This is a genomic window from Desulfovibrio desulfuricans, from assembly GCF_004801255.1.
Lineage (GTDB): Bacteria > Desulfobacterota > Desulfovibrionia > Desulfovibrionales > Desulfovibrionaceae > Desulfovibrio > Desulfovibrio desulfuricans_C.
Window position 1 is genome coordinate 2,797,501 of the sequence record NZ_CP036295.1, and the last position, 19,687, is coordinate 2,817,187.

Genomic DNA, 19,687 nt, shown 5'->3' on the forward strand with positions numbered 1-19,687 from the left:
CGGCCTTTTGCAGGAGACCCCGGTTGCGACCCCGCCGGGCGCTTGAATTTTTTGCCGCAGAACCTATGTTATGCGCACAAGCGCAGCGAGCAACCGCGCGCACCCATAAAAGGACAACGTCACCATGGCGCAACTTTGGCCCGGCCAGGGCGGCCCTTCCATCAACTACATTTCTGACGCGCCCGGTGAAAACTGGCGGCAAACATGGCCCCGCAGCCTGGTGCTGCTGGGTTCCACCGGTTCCATCGGGCGCAGCACCCTGGCCGTAGCCGCAGCGCACCCGCAGGACTTCCGCATGGTGGGCTTTGCCTGCGCCCGCAACGTGCAGCGGCTGGCCGAGCAGGCGCTCGCGTGGCGTCCGCCGCATCTGGCCGTGCTGGATGAAGAATCCGCAACCAGGCTGCGCGCCCTGCTGCCCGCCAACTACCGCCCCCGCATCCTTGTGGGGCGCGATGGCTACGCGGAGCTGGCGTCGCTGCCCGAAGCCTCCACCGTGCTGTCTGCACAGGTCGGCGCGGCGGGCCTTGCCGGTACACTTGCCGCAGCTCTGGCTGGCAAGGTGATCTGCCTTGCCAACAAGGAATCGCTGGTGCTGGCGGGCGACCTTGTGCGCCGCGTATGCGCCCGCACCGGGGCCGTTGTGCTGCCGGTAGATTCGGAGCACAACGCCATTTTTCAGTGCTTGGCAGGGCGCGGGCAGGAAGTGGAGCGACTTATCCTTACGGCTTCCGGCGGCCCCTTCAGGGGCTGGACAAAGCAAACCCTGGTCGCGGTGACGCCCGAGCAGGCGCTCAAGCACCCCAACTGGAGCATGGGGGCCAAGATCACCATCGATTCGGCCACGCTCATGAACAAGGGGCTGGAAGTCATTGAGGCCTACCACCTCTACGGCGTGCCGGTTGAGCGCATCAGGGTGCTGGTGCACCCGCAGTCTGTAGTGCACTCGCTGGTGGAATTTCATGACGGCAGCCAGCTGGCCCAGCTCGGCACGCCCGACATGCGGCTGGCCATTGCGGCCTGCCTGCTGTGGCCGAGCTGCGTGCCGGTAAATGTGCCGCCGCTCGACCTTACGGCCAAGCCGCTCACGTTCCACGAGCCGGACGAATCCGCATTTCCCTGCCTCGGGCTGGCCCGGCAGGCGCTAAAAAATCGCGGCGGTCGTTGCGTTGTGCTCAACGCCGCCAACGAAGCCGCCGTGGATCTGTTTCTCAACGGCCGCTGCGCGTTTATGGACATACCCCGGCTGATCAATGCCGCCCTGGAGGCGCACGGCGCTTCCAACCCCGGCCATCAGCCTTTCTGCACGCCCCCTGCGGGCGCGCATTCGCCCAACGATGCGGATGCCGCCCTCAAACTTGAGGCGCATACATTGGCGGAACGCATGCAATGCATTGACCGCCAGAGCCGCGAGCTGGTGTACACGCTGGCCCGCGACGGAGGTTCCCTGTGCTGACAACTGTTATCGCCGTAGTGGTCGTTCTTGGCGGCCTGATCTTTTTCCACGAGCTGGGGCATTTTGCCGTGGCGCGCGGTCTTGGTATGGGTGTTTCCACCTTTTCGCTGGGCTTTGGCCCCAAAATTCTCAAATACCGCAAGGGCAAGACGGAATACGCCCTGTCGCTGGTGCCTCTGGGCGGCTACGTGGCTCTGGTGGGTGAAAGCGACCCCAAGGACATACCCGAAGGCTTTACCGAGGCGGAGAGCTTTGCCCTGCGCCCCGCCTGGCAGCGTCTGCTTGTGGTGGCGGCGGGCCCGGCGGCCAATATTATTCTGGCGTGGCTGCTGTGCTGGACGCTGGCTCTGGGCTGGGGCACGCCCATCCTGTTGCCGCAGGTAGGCGCAGTGGTGCAGAACGGCCCCGCCGACAAGGCTGGCATGCAGCCCGGCGACACCATTGTGAGCATCAACGGCGTCGCGATTGCCAACTGGCAGGTCATGGCCGACGCCATCAGCCAGAGCGACGGCAAAACGCTTGAGGTCACGCTTTCACGTCCCGACATGGCCCCGCAGGCCGATGCGCAGACCAGGGACGACGAAGTTGCCCAGCCGGAACAAGGCATGATCATCAGCGTCGAGCTTACACCAGAGCGCTCCATCCGCAAGACCATCTTTGGCGAAGAAGAAAGCGCATGGCTCATAGGCATCCGCAACTCTGGCGCGGTGCGCCTTGAGCGTCACGGTTTTGCCGGCGCGGCGGTTGCAGGGGCCGGACAGACGGCCGACATGGTTTCGCTGACCTGGCAGAGCTTTGTCAAGCTGGCGGAACGCGTGGTTCCGCTGGATCAGGTGGGTGGGCCCATCATGATCATGCAGATGGTGGGCAAACAGGCCCACGAGGGTCTTGCCGGCCTGCTGGCCCTGGCCGCCCTCATCAGCATAAACCTTGGCATCCTCAACCTGTTGCCCATACCCGTACTCGACGGCGGGCAGATCGTATTTTGCCTGTGGGAAATAGTCTTTCGCCGCCCGCCCAACCCGCGCTTTCAGGATTACGCCATGCGCGCGGGCATTGCCCTGCTGGTGGCTCTTATGCTGCTGGCGACCTACAACGACCTGTGGCGCATTCTTAAAAGCACCGGCTGGTTCGGGAGCGGCTCGTAATGCAGACGGGCACCGGCCTTGAGCTGATCCTCAACGCCGCCGAGGGCGTACTGCAGATCATCGTTACCGAAGACGAAAGGCTGCTCAGCGTGCAGGAGTGGCACAAGGCCGACCGGGCCACGGAAATTCTGGCTCCGGCCCTGGCCGACATGTGCCGCGCCCTGAATATTGCGCCCGCCCAGTTCAGGCGCATTGCCTGCGTGCGCGGGCCGGGCTCCTTTACGGGTATACGGCTGGTGCTCGCCACCGCCGCCGCCCTGCGCCGCGTGGGGCAGGCCCGTCTGGCGGGCCTTGACTACATGCAGGCCCTGGCTACCAGCGCCGTGCTGCAGCACAACCTTTTTTACGGCACGCCGGTGTGGGTGCTCACGCACGCCAGACGCAACCTGGTGCACTGCCAGCCCTTTATGTCTTACGGCCCGCAAATTCCCGCCCAGCCCAGCCAGCCCGTGGACCTGTGCCCGCCGCAGGAGGCTTTGCGCCGCATGGAGGCCGCCTGCAGCGAGCCACTGCCCCAAGGCACGGACAAGCACCGCTGCGCCCGCGTCTGCGGCAGCGGATTGGCCCGCAATGCCGCCGTATTTGCCGGTATCGAGGGCATGCGGATGGTCCCCCCCGATCCGGGGGCCGGGATGCTGGCCATACCGGGTCTGGTGTGCCCCCATACGGAGGCCCTGCGCCTGCTGGCCCGCCATGGCGACTATTTTGACGCCGATGTGGAACCGCTGTACGTAAGACCATGCGACGCAGTTGAAAATCTGCCGCAACTGGCCCCGCGCATGGGCATGACAGGCGAACACGCCATGGCCGCCCTTGACGTCATGCTTGAACGCGCTCCCAAGAGCGAAATCTGATTCAACGCCAGACAAAAAGTCCTGCCCTGTTTTTACGCAAATTACCCAGCAATACAGTACGTTAAAAAGCACATCTAGCGGAGAACACCCATGATCCGTACCCTTCGTCATTCCTTGTCCCTTCTGCTCTCGCTGGCCGCGCTGGCGCTGGCGCCTGCCAACCCGCCAGCCGTAAGCGCCGCCGATACCCCCACGCGCATGGAGCTGCCCCTACCCAGCAAAAACGGCGGCATGCCCCTGATGCAGGCCCTGAACGGGCGTCGTTCCACCAAGACGGGATACAGCGGAGCGTTGCTTGCCCCGCAGCAGCTCAGCGACCTGCTTTGGGCCACTTGGGGGCGCAACCGCGAGGATGGCCGCAGAACGGCCCCCACGGCCATGAACAAGCAGGACGTGCGCGTCTATGTAGCCCTTGAAAGCGGCGTGTGGCTGTACGAGGCCGACAACACGCTGGTAAAGGTGCTGGACGGCGACTGGCGCGCCCAGATGGGCGGCGGCTCGCTTACCCTGCTGTACGCCGTGCCTCAGGCCAATGAATGGGGCGGCGCCCATGTGGGTTCGCTGTACCAGAACGCCGGGCTTTTCTGCGTCTCTGCCGGTCTGGGCAACTTTGTGCATGTTTCCGGCCTGCACGCCCTGGACGGCAAGCTGCCCCTGCCGAAGGCTGGAAGGTTTTTATTCTGCAGACGGTGGGCTTGCTGAAATAGCGCGCACCAGCCACAAAACGCCAGACGCCCCTGTTCTTCGATGAGAACGGGGGCGTTTTTGCTTGCCTTGCGCTGGCTGATTTTGTTTTGCTGATTTTGTCCCGGTTGCGCCACGGCGGCTCCCGCCACAGCAGGGGCGTTGGCGGCGCGGCCAGGTGCGGGGGTTAAAACGCCAGATCCATGCGCTCGCGGCCCACAAAGATGCGGCTGCGCGAAAAGCCGTAAACTGCCGCGTAGGCCGCCAGCTCGCCAAAATGCGAGCCCGTGTCGTCGGTATTGTGCGCATCGGAGCCAAAACTCACGCTCAGCCCCAGATCCGCCGCCAGCCGCATGATGACCGGGCCGGGATACGGCTCGTGAAACGGCTTGCGCAGCCCGGCCGATGAAATCTCCATGGCTGTATCGCTGTTGCGCATGGCCTCGAGAACGGCGGCGATACGCTCTTCGCTTGCCGGCTGGGACAGCCAGGCCTGAAAGTCGTCGTAGCAGCACACCTTGATAAAGTCGGGATGCGCCACAACGTCGACCATGCCGCTGCCTGCCAAGCCGAACATTGCTTCATAATAGGCGTCATAGCGGGCAAAGCGTTGCGCCTGATCGACCTCAGGTCCCCAGCTGCGCGGCGAGCCCACGGGCAGGTCGTCCACAAAATGCAGCCCGCCGATGATGTAATCAAAGGGGTAGCGGCTAACCATGTTCTGCATCCAGGGCGTATTGACGGGCAGCCAGTCAAGCTCCATGCCCATGAGCACGCGGGGCAGGGCGGGCGATTGCCCGCAACAGCAGGCGGGCTGGCCCAGGGTCTGCTCTCTGAGAGCCTGCACCTCAGCGGCGTAAACGGGAAAAGTTACGGCAAGGTCGCCCTTGTACAGAGGGCAAGAGTAGCCCGGAGGCAGCGGGGAATGTTCGGAAAAACCGTACCAGGCCAGATTGCGGGCAACCGCAGCGGCAAACATTTCGCCCACACTGGCAAGCCCGTGCGAGGCAAGCGTGTGGTTATGGATATCGGCACAGATCATTTGTTCTCCAGCCGATGCGCTGCCCCCTACGACATGGCCGGGGCAAGCAGGGCACGGGCGTCGACTACATCCTGCGCAATGCGCTGTTTGAGGGCCTCAACCGAGGCAAAGCGCTCTTCGCCGCGCACACGGGCAACGAACTCCAGGCGCATCATCTGCCCGTAGAGATTCTGCCCGTCTTCCAGCAAAAAGGTTTCAACGCCGAGTTCGTTTTCGCCAAAGGTAGGCTTGCGCCCTACGCAGGTAACCGCTGGCCACGTGTGTCCGTTATGCGTGGCGCGGGTGGCGTACACGCCCTCCACTGGCAGCACTACCTCGGGCTTGCGCTGGTTGGCGGTGGGAAACCCCAGACCGGCCCCGCGCCCGTCGCCGTGTACAACCTCGCCGGTAAATCCGTGAAACCTGCCCAGCAGGGTTGCGGCACGGGCCACGTCGCCCTGGCCAATCAGCCCGCGCAACGAAGTGGAGCTTACCACCGTGCCGCTCACGAGCACCGGATCGAGCTGCTCCACGGTAAACCCGGTCAACGCGCCAAGCTCGCGCAGCACGGCAACCTGCCCGCTACGGTTGCGGCCCAGCGTAAAATCGTAGCCCACCACCAGACGGCGCAGGCGCATGGGCGCGAGTATGGCCTGCACAAAAGCGCCAGCCTCCAGCGAGGCCAGCTCTCGCGTAAAGGGCAGCTCAAGCACGCAGGAGACCCCCAGCGATTCCAGCAGGGCAAGCCTGTCTTCACGCGTGGTCAAGGGCATGTGCCCGCGTTCGGGAAAAAGCACCTGGCGGGGATGCGGCCAAAAGGTCATGACCACGGGGGTCAGCCCTTCCTGCGCAGAAACCTCAAGCGTACGGCGGATAAGCGCCTGGTGGCCAAGATGAACGCCGTCAAAATTGCCTATGGTGACGGCCGAGCCAGCGAGAGCCCCCAGCGCGTCTACTGAATGAACTATTTTCATTATGTGTGTCGGTTCCCAAACAGATGAACGCACGCCCGGCGATCAGATGAGCCGGTCGAAAACGAGTTTGTAAATCTTGCGGATGTGCAGCACCAGCTTGAGGTTGATGCTTTTGGCCTGATTGGAATCCTGGAGGGAAAAAGAGCTCAGATGCCGCGCTATTTCGCTGAAATCGGCATCTCCCCTCGGCTCCAGCATGGCCCAGTATTCGTTGGCGCGGTTGAGCACATGCGCGCTGAACTTGTCCTTGTGCGCCTGCGCGTATTCCTGCTGAAAAAGCTCAAACATGCGTTGCGCATCCACAGGAAACGACCGCGCGAGCGCAAGACGCCACAGGGCCATATACAGCCCCATGAACTCGCCCTGCATCTGACGGCGGCGCATAAACTGCATGCGGCGCACGCCCAGCAGCTCAAACTCAAGCGTAAAATCGGCATCCGCCAGCAATGCCTTAAAATTTTCCAAAGCCGCACGTGCGGCCTCGTGGGGGGCATTGTCGCGCAATGCCTCCTGGGTGGTGATATCTTCGCTGTTCTGCATGGCTGTCACACTGTCTGTTTGCTCTTAACGTCCACAAACACCTAGTCTTCGCCCTCGCCGGACGAACCCCGGCCCTGCCCCTCGGCAGATTGCCCTGCAGTTTCCTCTGTTGCATTCGCTCCACGGCTGCGCCCGGAACGACGGCGGCGTTTGCCGGAGCGCGACTCCCTGCCCTCGCCAGCACTTTCACCTGCCCCTTCCTGCGCGGCGGGCTGTGCTGATGCCTGCGCTGCAGACTGGCCCTCTGCGGCCTCCGCGCCGTGTCCCCCTGCGGACATGCCGCGTCCACCACTCCGCGAGCGCCCCTGGCGGGGCTGACGCTGCTGGCTGTCGGCCATGCGGGGCTTCCCGTCGGGAAACCGCGTTTCGCGCAGGCTCTCCTGATGGCAGGCATCCAGCAGCATGGCCAGCAACAACACGCTGTCTTCTTCGTCGCTCTGCGTGGCGAGGTCGCGCGCCAGCTGGGCGTAACGCCCCACGCGCATGCGTTCAAGCCCGGTAAGATTGCGGTAACGGCCTTCAAGAATGGCGGTAAGCCGGGTGCCGGCCACGCGCGCCACGTCTTCGTCGGTGGGCAGAGGCAAGGCCAAGATGCCTATCTTGTAGTACTGGGCGATGCGGTCAAGCTCCATGCGCTGCATGACGTCCACCAGCGAAATTACCGTACCCGCAGCGCCAGCGCGCCCCGTACGCCCTGCGCGGTGGATATAGCTTTCGTGATCTTCGGGCGGCTCGTACAAAAAGACGTGCGAAAGCTGGGGAATATCAATGCCGCGAGCCGCCACGTCTGTAGCCACAAGATATTGCAGCTTGCCCTGGCGTATTTTTTCCAGCACGGCCTCGCGCCGCGACTGCGAAAGGTCGGCGGAGAGCTCGTCGGCGCTGTAGCCAAAACCCTGCAATACGCCCGTCACGTAGTGCACGTTAGACTTGGTATTGCAAAAAATGATGGCGGAGGCGGGGTTTTCTGTCTCCAGCAGGCGCACAAGCGCCCGGTCTTTGTCCATGGGCTTCACCTCGCAAAAGAGGTGCTGCACTTCGGCCACGTGCACTTCTTTTTGCGAGAGGGAAAGCATGGCGGGCTCGGCCATAAACTCGCGGGCCAGCCTGAGCACATGGGGCGGATACGTGGCCGAAAAAAGGCAGGTATGGACGCGCTTTTGCGGCAGGTAGCGCTGGATTTCCTTCATGTCGGGGTAAAACCCGATAGAAAGCATGCGATCAGCCTCGTCAAAGACCAGCTCGCGCAGATCGCGCAGATCCAGGGTGCGGCGCAGCAGGTGGTCAAGTACGCGGCCGGGCGTGCCCACGATAACCTGTGCGCCGTCGCGCAGGGCGTCCATCTGCTTTTTATAGCCCACGCCGCCGTAAACGGCGACGGTACGGATGCCGGTTTCGGCAAAAATTATTGCGGCCTCGCGCTCAACCTGAACGGCGAGCTCTCTCGTGGGGGCCAGCACCAGGGCCTGTGGAGCCTTGAGATCGGCAGAGAGGTGGGGAAGCATGGGCAAAAGGTAACAGCCCGTTTTGCCGCTGCCGGTGCGGGATTGCACCATAATGTCGCGCCCTGCCAACAGATAGGGCAATGCCAGCGACTGCACGGGCATAAGGTTTTGCCAGCCGGCTCTGCGGCAGGCCGCGCCCACGGATTCAGGCAAGGTGTCAAGGGTCACCCTGGGCAGGGCATCTTCGGGTTCGCTGACGGCTATGCCATGCAGCACGGCGTCGGTCGCGGCATCCGCACATTCACTCACAGTGGAATCGTATTCTGCCATGTATTTTCCCGGCGGTTCACCCGCCATAACTAAGTGTTTTGCTAACGCGCAAGCATGCCACACCCGCCGCTGATTCGCAAGCTGCGCCTTGCAAAGCGCGCCACGCGCGTACGCCCAACGCTGCGCTTGCGTCATTGGCCGCTTGCAGGTAGATTTAACTGTTTGCGCGAACCATAACGCGATGTTCAATCCATATTTTTTTAGGCGCGGCGCACCGCACTGCGGGCAACGCCGCCGACACAACAAAGGAGGCTCCATGTCCTCTACCCATAACGTCGGCGAGGCCCTGGAGGACAACTCCGGCTTTTCGCCCGATTTCAGCAAGGGTCTTTTGCCCGCCATTGCGCAGGACAGCGACAACGGCGAAGTGCTCATGCTGGCCTATATGAATGAAGACGCATGGCGCAAAACCCTTGAGACCGGCGAGGCGCACTACTGGAGCCGCAGCCGCAAAGAGCTGTGGCACAAGGGCGGCACATCGGGAAATGTACAAAAAGTTCGCTCAGTGCGACTTGATTGTGACAATGACACCATACTGCTGCTCATTGAGCAGATTGGCGGCGCGGCCTGCCATACGGGGCGGCGCTCCTGCTTTTACAGGGAATTGAAGCAAGGTTCGGTGCGGGAATGCTCCCCGCAGGTTTTTGACCCCAAAAAAGTCTACGGTCGATAGAAGGAAACTGTCATGAGCGCGGATACCATGCCCATCATCAAGCTTGGCGTGCCCAAGGGCTCGCTGGAAGACGCCACCATCAACCTTTTTGAACGCGCGGGCTGGAAAATCCGCAAGCATACCCGCAACTACTTTCCCGACATCAACGACCCCCAAATTACCGCCTCGCTCTGCCGCGTGCAGGAAATTGGCGAATATATCGAAGCGGGCGTGCTGGACGTGGGCATCACCGGTCTTGACTGGCTTACCGAGCGCAACCACGAGGACAAGGTGGTGCACATTTCGGACCTGGTATACTCCAAAACCTCCAACCGCCCCTGCCGCTGGGTGCTGGCCGTGGCGGGCGATTCGCCCTACCAGACGGCCGCCGACCTCGCTGGCAAGCGCATTGCCACAGAGCTTCAGGGCCTGACGCAACGCTATTTTGACAAAAAGGGCGTCGAAGTGGACGTGTTTTACTCCTGGGGCGCCACCGAGGCCAAGGTTGTGGAAGGACTCGCCGACGGCATTGTGGAAGTGACCGAAACAGGCACCACCATTCGCGCCCACGGCCTACGCATCATCGACGAGGTCATGGTCTCCTACCCCGTGCTGATCGCCAACAAGAAGGCATGGCAAGACCCCGCCAAACGCGCCAAGATCGAACAGCTTGACCTGCTCTTGCAAGGCGCGCTCAAGGCCGAAAACCTCGTAGCCCTCAAGATGAACGCCCCGGCGGACAACCTGCCCGCCATCATCGAGATGCTGCCCTCGCTCAATTCACCCACGGTTTCTCCCCTGCGCGACGGCCGCTGGCTGTCGGTGGAATCAGTGGTGCAGATCGACGTGGTGCGCGACCTGATCCCCCGCCTGCGTCTGGCAGGGGCCGAGGGCATTATTGAATACGCCCTGAACAAGGTTATCTAGCCATATCCGCAACGCCGCGCAGCGCCTGCCCGGCAGGCGCTGCGCGGCGACAGACATCACGTCAGACAGCAAGACGGCCTGCGCAAGCGGGTCGTCTTTGGCCCGCGCGGCGGGCATCCTCTGTTTCCCCCCAGCCCCGCGCCGCCGCGCCACGGGCATGCAACCAGGAGCATCCATGTCCACTGACGCCAGCAGCGAATTGCTTGAGAGTCTTCCGGAGCTGAAGCCCGGCGAAACATTCTGCTTTGACTGCAACCCGGACGTGCCCTGTTTTAACCGGTGCTGCGCAGAGCTCACCCTGCCCCTCACCCCCTACGACATTCTGCGCCTGCGCCGCAACCTGGGCATGGGCAGCGAGGAATTTATCTCCGCGTTCACAACCATGCGTTCGTTTCTTGACACGGGCTTTCCCCTGCCCATGCTGCGCATGCTTGACGGCCCAGACGAACCCTGCCCCTTTGTGACGCCTGCGGGCTGCTCGGTATACGAAGACCGCCCCGGAGCGTGCCGTTACTATCCCCTTGGCCGTGGCACAAAAATGGCGAAAGATGGCGTATCCGAACGCTTTTTTGTGGTGCGCGAGCCGCACTGCCTTGGTTTTGACAAGGGCACGGTGCGCACGCCCCGCCAGTGGCTCGAAAACGAGGAGCTGCTGCCCTTCAACAATTCAAACGACCGCTATATGCGCCTGATGGCCATGGTGCGCGCCACGGGCAAACCCCTTGAAGCGCGCCTTGTGACCATGCTCGTGGTCTGCCTGTTTCAACTTGACAAATTTCGCGAACTGATCACGAAGATGCATGTGTTTTCGCATGTAAACATCAGCGAAAAACGCCAGTCGGCCATTCTTGACGACAGCCAGAGCGGCGACGAGGCAGCCCTTAATTTTGGCCTGGACTGGATGGAGCTTGTCATATTTGGGCAGAGCGAAGGCCTGACAAAAAAATAAGTTGCCCAATATTTCACAACCACGGCAAAATAGCGCCCCCCACAGCGATGCGAGGGAGCGCTTTTTATATCTGGCCGAGGTCATTAAGTATTCTTGCTTAGCAAAAAACTGGCTAATGGCAGGACAATTGGCATAAAAATTTACGAAGAGCGCCCGCGCTCGTGATAAATTTCTTTTACAAATTCCCGCTAATATGTCAGAGTGGCTTGGTACAGCATATTACAAGCTGGAGATTTTTTAAAAAAACGTAAACAATTCAAGACAATCCACTGACAGAACCCAGCTGTGCGGGACGCGACGTACGGCATGCCTTAGACGGTTTGTTTGTTTTGGGGCCACGACCTCGGCCTTTGGCCGGAACAATCGTATTGGAGGAGAGTATGAGTTTTGGCAGACAGGTATATGAGTTTCTGCTGAGCAGCTCCCAAGAGTATGCTAGATGGGATTTGGAAGTCTCGACTTCCATTATCAAAAACAGGAAAAAGATGCTCATCCTACTGGCGCTGGCACTGCCTATTCTGGCGGGCTGCCTGGCCGAAGCCTACGAGTATCACGAAATGCTGGGCAGCAAAGCGGCATATGCCCCGGCGTTCTACACCAACACAATCTTTCTTGCGTCCATTGCGGTGGGCCTTGCAGCTGGCCTGATCACCGGGTGTATCGGTGCCGGCGGCGGCTTTATCATCACGCCAGCCCTTATGGCCGCAGGCGTTAAAGGCATCCTGGCGGTGGGCACTGACCTGTTCCACATTTTCGCCAAGGCCATCATGGGCACCACGGTGCACAAAAAGCTGGGCAACGTCTCGACCAAGCTGGCCGTTGCCTTTCTTGTTGGCTCTGGGGCGGGAACCGTTGTAGGCGGCGCCATCAACAAGGGCCTGTACAACGCCGACCCGCTGCTTTCCGAGCTGTTCATCAGCACCATCTATGCCATATTGCTTGGCTTTCTCGGATTTTACGCCCTGTTTGACTTCCTTAAAAGTTCACGGGGCAGCGCCGCAGCCAGTCAGGATGCCCATGGCGGCAGCGCTGGCATGACCGGCGCGGCCATGAAGCTTCAGGCGCTCAACCTGCCCCCCATGATCACGTTTGACGAAGACCTCGTGCCCGGCGGCCGCCGTATTTCCGGCTGGATCGTCGCTGCGGGCGGCGTCATCGTAGGCATGCTGGCAGCCATCATGGGCGTGGGCGGCGGCTTTGTCACCTTCCCCATGTTTGTGTACATTTTCGGCGTTTCGTCCATGACTACTGTGGGTACCGACATTCTGCAGATTATCTTTACCGCCGGTTTTGCCTCCATCGGCCAGTACGCCATCTATGGTTACGTGTTCTACACCCTGGCTGTCGGCATGTTGCTTGGCTCACTGCTGGGCATCCAGATTGGCGCACTGACCACCAAGGTGGTCAAGGGCATCCATATCCGTGGTTTTTACGCCATTTCCATCATCGCTGGCTTTATCAACCGCGCGGCCACCCTGCCCAAAAAGCTGGTGGAGCTGGAAGTGATCAACTGGTCGCCCAGCGTTGTGGGCATCATCGAAGATGTGGGCAACGTGGTTTTCTGGGTAGTAGTCGCCTTCTTCGGCATTTGGGTTTTCAGCAAGTTTTTCCTTAACCTCGGCAAGCTCAGAGGGGAGGCCTGATTATGCTTATTCATGCTAAGGCCCCTTTTTTCCGGGGCAGTTTGATGCTTGTTTCTTTTTTGGTGCTGTTTGGCGTTCTGCTCACGCCTATCCTGCGCGATGAAAACGGCAAGCACATGACCGGGCTGGAATACGCCGACAACGTTTTTAACGAGCTCTCCAAAGGCTCTTCGTACTTTATTCCCGGCGTTCGCACCAATGTGCAGAGCGTCAACGGCAAGGTTGTGACGGTTACCGTCAAGCTCAAAAAGGCCGCCCTTGCCCCTGTTGCCGCCATGGCCCTGCAAAAGTCGGGCGCTACCGATGTGACGGCTACGGACGGCAAAGTTACCTTTACCGCCGATCTGGGCCTGATCCTGACCTCCGCCACCGATGATGCAGAGGCCCTGTACCACAACGACGCAGACAAGGTTTCGCAGAAGTACGGCGGCGAAAACGCGCTCAAGGTTGCCTCCGCATGGTGGTACCTGCTCTCGCCCAGCATCAAGGAACTGCAAAAGCAGCGCCTGATCGCCGAAGCTCAGGTTGTAGACCACGTGTTGCGCCGCGCCATTGAGCCGGGCAACAACTTCTACAGCGTTACCGCAGCCAAGGTGTCCGAGCATGTGCTGCTGATGGCCGGCATGCTGATATTCTATGTGCTCTATACGCTGTGGTACGGCTTTGCCATCTTCGAACTGTTTGAAGGCATCGGCCTGGCCATGACCAGGTCCAAGGTTAAAAAAGAAGGCTAGGCATAAAACCGGAGACGCACACATCCCCTAAGCCCGCGTCGGCATACCCCGGGTCTTTGGCCGCAAGGCCGGGATCAGGGAATGGGGATATGCCGGATTTGCCTGGTTGGATCTTAAAAAAAGGGCCGCTTCACCAGAAGCGGCCCTTTTGTCGTCATTACGACATGCGACTATCAGATATGCCTGCCTCTGCAAAAATTGCAAGCACATGCATACTGGCCTATAATGCATGTCAATCTTGCGCCTCTTCCATAAATACGTTTATAGATAAAACCAATAAGGTTTTGACATAATACCTGTAGTTAGATAGATATTGATCATACCCTACTTACCAAGGCAAGGTCATGGCTTCAGATGTATCATTCTGCCTATGGAACTCAAGCTGTCACGAGCTGCTAAGTTGCGCCCATGAGGGTGGAGTCAAAGTACACCTTGAATGCTGCCTCGTCTTGCAAGGCGAACCGGCCTGCATGAAGCTGGAAGGCCAGCTGAACGAAGTGCACGGCAGGGAAGCCCAGTTTTTTGTGCTTCACACGACCGTGCACCCCCTGCCCTCAAAGCTTGAACCGGGGCACGGCGCCTATTATTTCAGCGTCAAGCGGCAGATTGCTCAGGACACCACTTTGCGGCTTGGCGTGCACGGCACCGCCAGCATACACGAGACCGTAGTCGGCCCCAACGGGGAGCTGGTATACCTGCGCGTTCGGTTTTCGCGCCATGTGGAGGTGCGGCAGCTGCGCGGCGGCAGAAGGATACCCTGGCGCGATGAATACGACAGGGTGTCAAGCGTGCTGCTTGCCCCCGAGCGGCCCGCCACATGCGAAGACCTGCGGATCATGCTGGGGGCCTATAGCAAAAACTCGCTGCCGCACACCCATATTTTTGACATTTCCGAAGGCGGCGCATGCGTCTGCATGCCGGAAGATCTGGCCATGCCCACCTTTACTGCAGACGCCACCTATCTGTTTTTTTTCATGCCCAGCATTCTGCCGGCATCGTTGCCGCCGTATGTTTTTATTGCCAAGCGGGCTGGTTTTGGCAAAAGCTACGACGGCGAGGGGGTTCCCGTACGGCTGCGGTTTCAGGAAGAGCTGGACTGGGATGCGCACCGCATCCGCCTGCGCTGGATCAACATAAAAGGCGGTTCGCCCCGTCTGCGCAAATGCCTTTTGCACTACCCCGATCACCTGCAAAATCCCGAAGCCACGCAATAGGCGCACCCTGCGGCGGCTCGATAGATGCGCACAAATACTGCACCCCGCAGTGCCGGATCGCTGACGCCCATACCTTTATTTGATGGCCTCAATCTTGCATCCTTTTGGGCAGTTAGCCGCCATGCGGAAAATTTGACCCATGCGGGTCGTCAACATAAAGGATGCAGCCATGAAGATTTCCGGACTCAACCCCGCAGGTACCTTCACATTTCCTTCCATTGAAAAAGAAGAAAACACCTCCGTCGCCGCCTCCCCGCGCGACGTGGTCAGCCTGAGCTCCACCAGCCTGCTCGCCGACGACGAAGTGGACGGCGTGATGAACGACACCATGGGCATGATTGCGCAAGACCCCATGAACGCGCTCTCCGTGCACAGCGGCCTGAGCGCCAGCCGTGTTGCCGCGCTGCTGAGCATGTAAGACCTGGCACAGGTCGGGGCAAAGTTTGACACTGTCGCCGCCTTGGGGGTATCACTTTCCGTGTGCGCCGCTGCATATTTTTTGCCCGGGCGTTTTACCGAAGCCACACAGGGGTAAGGGTGATGACGGATATTGACCGCCAAATGGCTACCATCAAGCGCGGCATGGCCGAGCTTATTGACGAAACCGAACTGCGCAAAAAAATCGCGCGCGGCACGCCGCTGCGCGTCAAGGTGGGTTTTGACCCCACCGCTCCTGACCTGCACCTCGGCCACACGGTTGTGATGCACAAGATGCGCCATTTTCAGGAGCTGGGGCACCACGTCATATTTCTCATCGGCGATTTTACCGGCCGTATAGGCGACCCCTCCGGCAGGTCGGAAACCCGCCCCCCCCTCACCGAAGAGCAAGTGCTCGCCAATGCGGAAACCTACAAAAAGCAGGTTTTCAAGATTCTTGATCCCCAGAAGACCGAGGTGGCCTTCAACTCCGCATGGCTGGGCAAGATGGACGCCACCGCCTTTATCCGGCTGGCTTCCAGCTATACCGTGGCCCGCATGATGGAGCGCGACGACTTTGAAAAGCGCTTCCGCGAGCAGCGGCCCATCTCCATCCACGAATTTTTGTATCCGCTCTGTCAGGGTTATGACTCTGTGGCCCTGAAGAGCGACGTAGAAATGGGCGGCACCGACCAGAAGTTCAACCTGCTGGTAGGCCGCAGCCTGCAGGCCCACTATGGCATCGAAAGTCAGTGCATCCTGACGCTGCCCCTGCTGGAAGGCACCGACGGCGTGCGCAAGATGTCAAAATCTTACGGTAATTACATCGGCATTGACGAGGCGCCCTCCCAGATCTTTGGCAAGGTCATGGCCATCTCCGACGAGCTCATGTGGCGCTACTACGAGCTGCTCTCAGCCAAAAGCCTTGAAGACATCGCCGCCCTCAAGGCCTCCGTGCAGAGCGGCGAGCTGCACCCCAAGGTCGCCAAGGAAAACCTGGCCCACGAAATGGTCAGCCGTTACCACAGCGAAAAAGAAGCTGACGAAGCCCGTCAGGGATTCAATGCTGTTTTTGCCGGGGGCGGCGTGCCGGACGATATGCCCGAGCACTCTTGCGCCTGCGGCGAAGACAGCACCCCCCCGGTGTTTCTTGAAGCTGCGGGCCTTGTAAAAAGCCGCGGCGAGGCAAAGCGCCTGATGAAAGAAGGCGCGCTTTCCATCGACGGCGAGCGCTGCGAAGACGCCGTTACCCCGCTGACTGCCGGTGAGTATGTGGTCAAGCTGGGCAAAAAACGCTTTTTGAAGCTGGTGGTGCGTTAGCACCAAGCCAGTCGCGCAAATAATAAAAGACCGTCTTTGTCGGGCTGCGGGCAGCCAGGCAAAGACGGTCTTTGCGTTATGCGGCAAAAGGGCGGCTCAGGCCACCGGCATGGGCTCCAGCAGGTTGTCCGCAAGACATACGCGGTTTCGGCCTTCATTCTTGGCCCTGTACAGGGCCATATCTGCCCGCTTCATCATGCTTTCCAGCGGGTTGTCCGTATCGAGCAGCAGATCCGCCACCCCGATGCTGACCGTAAAACTGATGTTGGTGTCCATATAGGGCACGATCAGCGCCGCCATCTTGTTGCGCAGCCGCTCGGCAATAACATGGGTCAGCTCGGGCGAGACATTGGTCAGCAGAATGCCAAATTCTTCGCCCCCCAGCCTGCCCACATGGTCTGAGGCGCGCATGGTTTCGCGCAGCATTGTGCCCACGCGCTGCAGCACGTTGTCCCCGGCATCGTGTCCGTATGTGTCGTTGATGTGTTTAAAGTGGTCGATGTCCAGCATCAAAAACCCCACCGGCAAGTCATACCGCCGGGCGCGCTCAATCTCGAGCTGTACTTTTTCCAGCAGGTTGCGCCGGTTGTTCAGGCCGGTCAGGGCGTCGATGGTGGCCATGGAATACAGGTCTTCAATGCGTTTTTCGAGTTTGAACTGGGTCTGTTTGAGTTCTGTGATGTCCGAGGCGATGACAAAAAATCCCCGCACCTCGAGCCCGTCCATGTCGGGAATATAGCGCGAAAGCACATAGCCGACTGATCCGTCGGCCCGCGTCCGCTCCTGCTCGAACTGCTGGGGCTCGCCCTGCAGGGTGGCGGCAATCAGGGGGGCGCATACTTCATACAGTTTTGGCCCCAGCAGTTCCCGCACATCCAGGCCTTCCATCTGCTCCTGACTTCTGCCAAACCAGCCCCGGTACACCTTGTTGGCGTAACGACATTTGCGCTGCACATCCCAGTACGAAACCATGATGGGGGCGTGCTCCATGAGCACGCTTATAAATTTGTCCCGCGTGCGCACGCCTTCGTGCATCCTTTGCGCTGATATTTCAGAGCGGCGGCGCGAGCGCGCCTCAAGCACCAGCAGCCAGGTGGAAACAACCGCTGCGGCTACCCAGGCCAGCACCTCGATAAGCACGTTGCCCCGCCAGTGGGTGCGCGCATAGCTGGCGGTCAGCACCGTCCCCACAACAAGTGGCCCTTCCTCCACAAAAGGGGCGGCAACCTGCCGCAAGACAAGCTTGCGGGGCCTACCGCCGAGGGTTACGGATGAGACGTTCAGCGAGGCGGCATCGCCTGTCATGCCCTGCACGGCGGCAACAAGGGCCTGCGCCTCGCCATCGCTCATGTTGTCAAAGGGCAGCAGCGCCCTGCCCGACACCGTATATAGGGCAACCCTGGCATCAGTTGCGGAAAAAACTGCTGCCAGCCGCTGCGCCCAAAAGTCGCCGGACAGCATAAGGCTTACGGTAAGCGGCGCGCGCCCAGGCATAGGGATTGCGCGGGTAAATACGGTGTCGGTCGCGCCCGCAGGGGAAGGCTCGCCGACGACGGCGGTGCTGCTGTCGCCCGATATGGCAAGAAAGGAAATAAAAGGAACCCTGCGGGCGACGCCTCCCAGATGTTCGGTCAGCAAACCTCTGCCATGCGGATCGGCGGCGAGGCCCTCCGCCGAATCGAGCAGCGAGGCTATGCAGCCAAGCTCGGCCCTGACCACATTGGCAGCAATGCTGTTTTCAGAAAGCAGCAACCGCATGTCCGCAGCCTGAATCTGAAAATAGTCAAATATGACATTGGCGCATATGGCAACAGCGAGCGCAGCCAACCATACACTGTGTATGACCCAGTGCGAGCAGGAAGCCAACATTCTGCATACGGCCGTGATGCCCATGGCTGTACCCGGCTGTTAGATATTTTAACTGCATATTAATACTGACAACAAACCTAGGCAATAAGCTACGGGCAACAAGGGCAAAATCTTTTGTTTTTTTCCCTTTTCGCCTACCATGCCGCTAACGGAGGTCATATGCAGAAACTATACGTCGCCATGGTGGGGCTGCCCGCACGAGGTAAATCCACCCTGGCAAAGCGCATCCGCGATGGGCTTATGACCGAAGGCATCGCCGCCAGGCTGTTCAACAACGGCGACATGCGGCGGGCGCTTATTGGCGCGGAATCAACCGATCCAAATTTTTATGACCCCAACAACAAGGTCGGCCGCGAGGCCCGCGAGATGATCTGCATGCGCAACATGGATCAGGCCCGCGACTGGCTGGCCCACGAGGGCGAGGTGGCCATTCTGGACGCCACCAATGTAAGCCGCGCCCGCAGACACCTTATTGAAACCACGCTCACCGACCATCCCGTACTGTTTGTGGAATGCGTCAACGAAGATCAGCTGCTGCTCAACGCCTGCATACGCCGCAAGACGACCCTGCCGGAATACGCCTCGTACACGGAGGAAGAAGCCCTTGCCAGCTTTATGAAGCGCATCAGCTATTACGAGACTATCTACGACCCCCTGCAGGACGAAAAATACTGGCTGCGGGTCGATTCCACAGCCAACCGCCTGCTGGACGAGCGCCCCTGCGAAAGCTCGCCCTACTACCCGGCTATCCGCGAGATGGTCGTCAGCGTCTGGATTCAGTGTCTGTATCTGGCGCGCCACGGGCAGACGGAATTCAACCTGCGAGGGCGCATCGGCGGCGACCCGCCGCTCACGGCCACAGGCCGCGCCCAGGCGCTGGCGTTGGCAACGCACCTGCGGGACAAGCCCATAGAATGGGTATTTACCTCCACGCGTATACGCTCGCACGAAACGGCAACCCCGCTGCTCAGCGAGCGTCCCGATGCCCATGCCATGGCCTTTAAGGAATTTGACGAGATATGGGCTGGCGACTGCGAGGGGATGCTCTACAGCGAAATACGCGAACGCATGCCCGAGGTGACCCAGGGCCGCAACGCCAGCAAATACACCTATGCCTACCCCCATGGCGAGAGCTACGCCATGCTGCGCGAACGGGTGCAGCGCGGCCTGCGGCGGGCGCTTTTTCTGGCGGGCGACGCGCCCCTGATCATTGTGGGGCACCAGGCCATCAACCGCGTGCTGCTTTCGCTCTTTTTGCGGCAGCGCAACGAAGACGTACCTTTTATGTATATTCCGCAAAACCAGTACTACCACATCAGCCTGACCCCGCGCCGCAAGGTGTTTGAGCGCGTGCCCTACGACGACAGGCAGGGGGCCAGCCTGCTTGAGCGATAAAAAAGCCCGCGCCCCTGGCGGTTTGCGCGTCCATCGTACGCAAACCGCAAAAGGCGCAGGCCAGCCAGCATCATAGCGGGGCGGCCTTACGGGGCCCCGTTTTTTTATGAAGCTCTTC

Annotated in this window: 18 protein-coding genes; 13 read left to right on the forward strand and 5 right to left on the reverse strand. The window is 60.3% G+C overall.

The window, feature by feature from the left end; all coding sequences use genetic code 11:
- Positions 1 to 124: 124 nt before the first annotated feature.
- The 4 genes from dxr to DDIC_RS11775 all read left to right on the forward strand — a co-directional run bounded on the left by dxr (position 125) and on the right by DDIC_RS11775 (position 4,157).
- The gene (dxr, locus tag DDIC_RS11760) at positions 125 to 1,453 is read left to right on the forward strand and encodes a 1-deoxy-D-xylulose-5-phosphate reductoisomerase (RefSeq protein ID WP_136400614.1); all 1,329 of its coding nucleotides are present in this window, start codon (positions 125 to 127) and stop codon (positions 1,451 to 1,453) included.
- On the forward strand, positions 1,447 to 2,601 hold the full coding sequence (gene rseP, locus DDIC_RS11765) for an RIP metalloprotease RseP (protein WP_136400615.1): 1,155 nt from the start codon (positions 1,447 to 1,449) through the stop codon (positions 2,599 to 2,601). Before dxr ends, rseP begins: the two co-directional genes overlap by 7 nt.
- Positions 2,601 to 3,455: a tRNA (adenosine(37)-N6)-threonylcarbamoyltransferase complex dimerization subunit type 1 TsaB gene (gene tsaB, locus DDIC_RS11770; protein WP_136400616.1), complete on the forward strand. Its 855-nt coding sequence runs from the start codon at positions 2,601 to 2,603 to the stop codon at positions 3,453 to 3,455. The genes rseP and tsaB overlap by 1 nt, the downstream gene beginning before the upstream one ends.
- A gap of 90 nt (positions 3,456 to 3,545) precedes the next feature.
- The gene (locus DDIC_RS11775) at positions 3,546 to 4,157 is read left to right on the forward strand and encodes a nitroreductase family protein (protein WP_247647473.1); all 612 of its coding nucleotides are present in this window, start codon (positions 3,546 to 3,548) and stop codon (positions 4,155 to 4,157) included.
- 169 nt (positions 4,158 to 4,326) lie between these two features.
- Here DDIC_RS11775 and DDIC_RS11780 read toward each other — a convergent pair whose 3' ends face one another.
- From DDIC_RS11780 to DDIC_RS11795, 4 genes are read right to left on the reverse strand one after another with little or no spacing between them, the layout of a single operon-like run.
- Entirely contained in the window at positions 4,327 to 5,181 is an 855-nt protein-coding gene (locus DDIC_RS11780; protein WP_136400617.1) for a histidinol-phosphatase, read from the reverse strand.
- Between the two features lie 26 nt (positions 5,182 to 5,207).
- Positions 5,208 to 6,134 (reverse strand): bifunctional riboflavin kinase/FAD synthetase, encoded by a 927-nt coding sequence (locus DDIC_RS11785; protein ID WP_136400618.1) that lies wholly within the window; start codon positions 6,132 to 6,134, stop codon positions 5,208 to 5,210.
- Positions 6,135 to 6,176: 42 nt separating this feature from the next.
- Complete coding sequence (locus DDIC_RS11790) at positions 6,177 to 6,674, reverse strand: hypothetical protein (protein ID WP_247647474.1); 498 nt, start codon at positions 6,672 to 6,674, stop codon at positions 6,177 to 6,179.
- Positions 6,675 to 6,715: 41 nt separating this feature from the next.
- Complete coding sequence (locus DDIC_RS11795) at positions 6,716 to 8,449, reverse strand: DEAD/DEAH box helicase (protein ID WP_168732545.1); 1,734 nt, start codon at positions 8,447 to 8,449, stop codon at positions 6,716 to 6,718.
- A gap of 256 nt (positions 8,450 to 8,705) precedes the next feature.
- Between DDIC_RS11795 and hisI the strand changes: the two genes are divergently transcribed.
- From hisI to tyrS, 8 genes are all read left to right on the forward strand, one after another.
- Positions 8,706 to 9,122, forward strand: coding sequence for a phosphoribosyl-AMP cyclohydrolase (hisI, locus tag DDIC_RS11800; RefSeq protein WP_136400620.1), 417 nt, complete (start codon positions 8,706 to 8,708; stop codon positions 9,120 to 9,122).
- A gap of 12 nt (positions 9,123 to 9,134) precedes the next feature.
- Complete coding sequence (hisG, locus tag DDIC_RS11805; RefSeq protein WP_136400621.1) at positions 9,135 to 10,028, forward strand: ATP phosphoribosyltransferase; 894 nt, start codon at positions 9,135 to 9,137, stop codon at positions 10,026 to 10,028.
- A 175-nt stretch (positions 10,029 to 10,203) separates the two neighbouring features.
- Entirely contained in the window at positions 10,204 to 10,977 is a 774-nt protein-coding gene (locus DDIC_RS11810; RefSeq protein WP_136400622.1) for a YkgJ family cysteine cluster protein, read from the forward strand.
- A gap of 380 nt (positions 10,978 to 11,357) precedes the next feature.
- Positions 11,358 to 12,620 carry a sulfite exporter TauE/SafE family protein gene (locus DDIC_RS11815; protein WP_136400623.1) on the forward strand — a complete coding sequence of 421 codons (1,263 nt, stop codon included), beginning with the start codon at positions 11,358 to 11,360 and terminating at the stop codon, positions 12,618 to 12,620.
- A 2-nt stretch (positions 12,621 to 12,622) separates the two neighbouring features.
- Complete coding sequence (locus tag DDIC_RS11820; RefSeq protein ID WP_136400624.1) at positions 12,623 to 13,354, forward strand: hypothetical protein; 732 nt, start codon at positions 12,623 to 12,625, stop codon at positions 13,352 to 13,354.
- A 470-nt stretch (positions 13,355 to 13,824) separates the two neighbouring features.
- The gene (locus tag DDIC_RS11825) at positions 13,825 to 14,568 is read left to right on the forward strand and encodes a hypothetical protein (protein ID WP_136400625.1); all 744 of its coding nucleotides are present in this window, start codon (positions 13,825 to 13,827) and stop codon (positions 14,566 to 14,568) included.
- A 169-nt stretch (positions 14,569 to 14,737) separates the two neighbouring features.
- The gene (locus DDIC_RS11830) at positions 14,738 to 14,986 is read left to right on the forward strand and encodes a hypothetical protein (RefSeq protein WP_136400626.1); all 249 of its coding nucleotides are present in this window, start codon (positions 14,738 to 14,740) and stop codon (positions 14,984 to 14,986) included.
- Between the two features lie 122 nt (positions 14,987 to 15,108).
- Complete coding sequence (gene tyrS / locus DDIC_RS11835; RefSeq protein WP_136400627.1) at positions 15,109 to 16,305, forward strand: tyrosine--tRNA ligase; 1,197 nt, start codon at positions 15,109 to 15,111, stop codon at positions 16,303 to 16,305.
- A 96-nt stretch (positions 16,306 to 16,401) separates the two neighbouring features.
- Here the strand turns inward: tyrS and DDIC_RS11840 are convergent, their stop codons facing one another.
- A complete protein-coding gene (locus tag DDIC_RS11840) occupies positions 16,402 to 18,063 on the reverse strand; it encodes a GGDEF domain-containing protein (protein WP_168732546.1) in 1,662 nt (553 codons plus the stop codon).
- Positions 18,064 to 18,333: 270 nt separating this feature from the next.
- On the opposite strand from DDIC_RS11840, the gene DDIC_RS11845 reads away from it, so the two are divergent.
- A complete protein-coding gene (locus tag DDIC_RS11845) occupies positions 18,334 to 19,569 on the forward strand; it encodes a bifunctional nucleoside/nucleotide kinase/histidine phosphatase family protein (protein ID WP_136400629.1) in 1,236 nt (411 codons plus the stop codon).
- Positions 19,570 to 19,687: the final 118 nt, after the last annotated feature.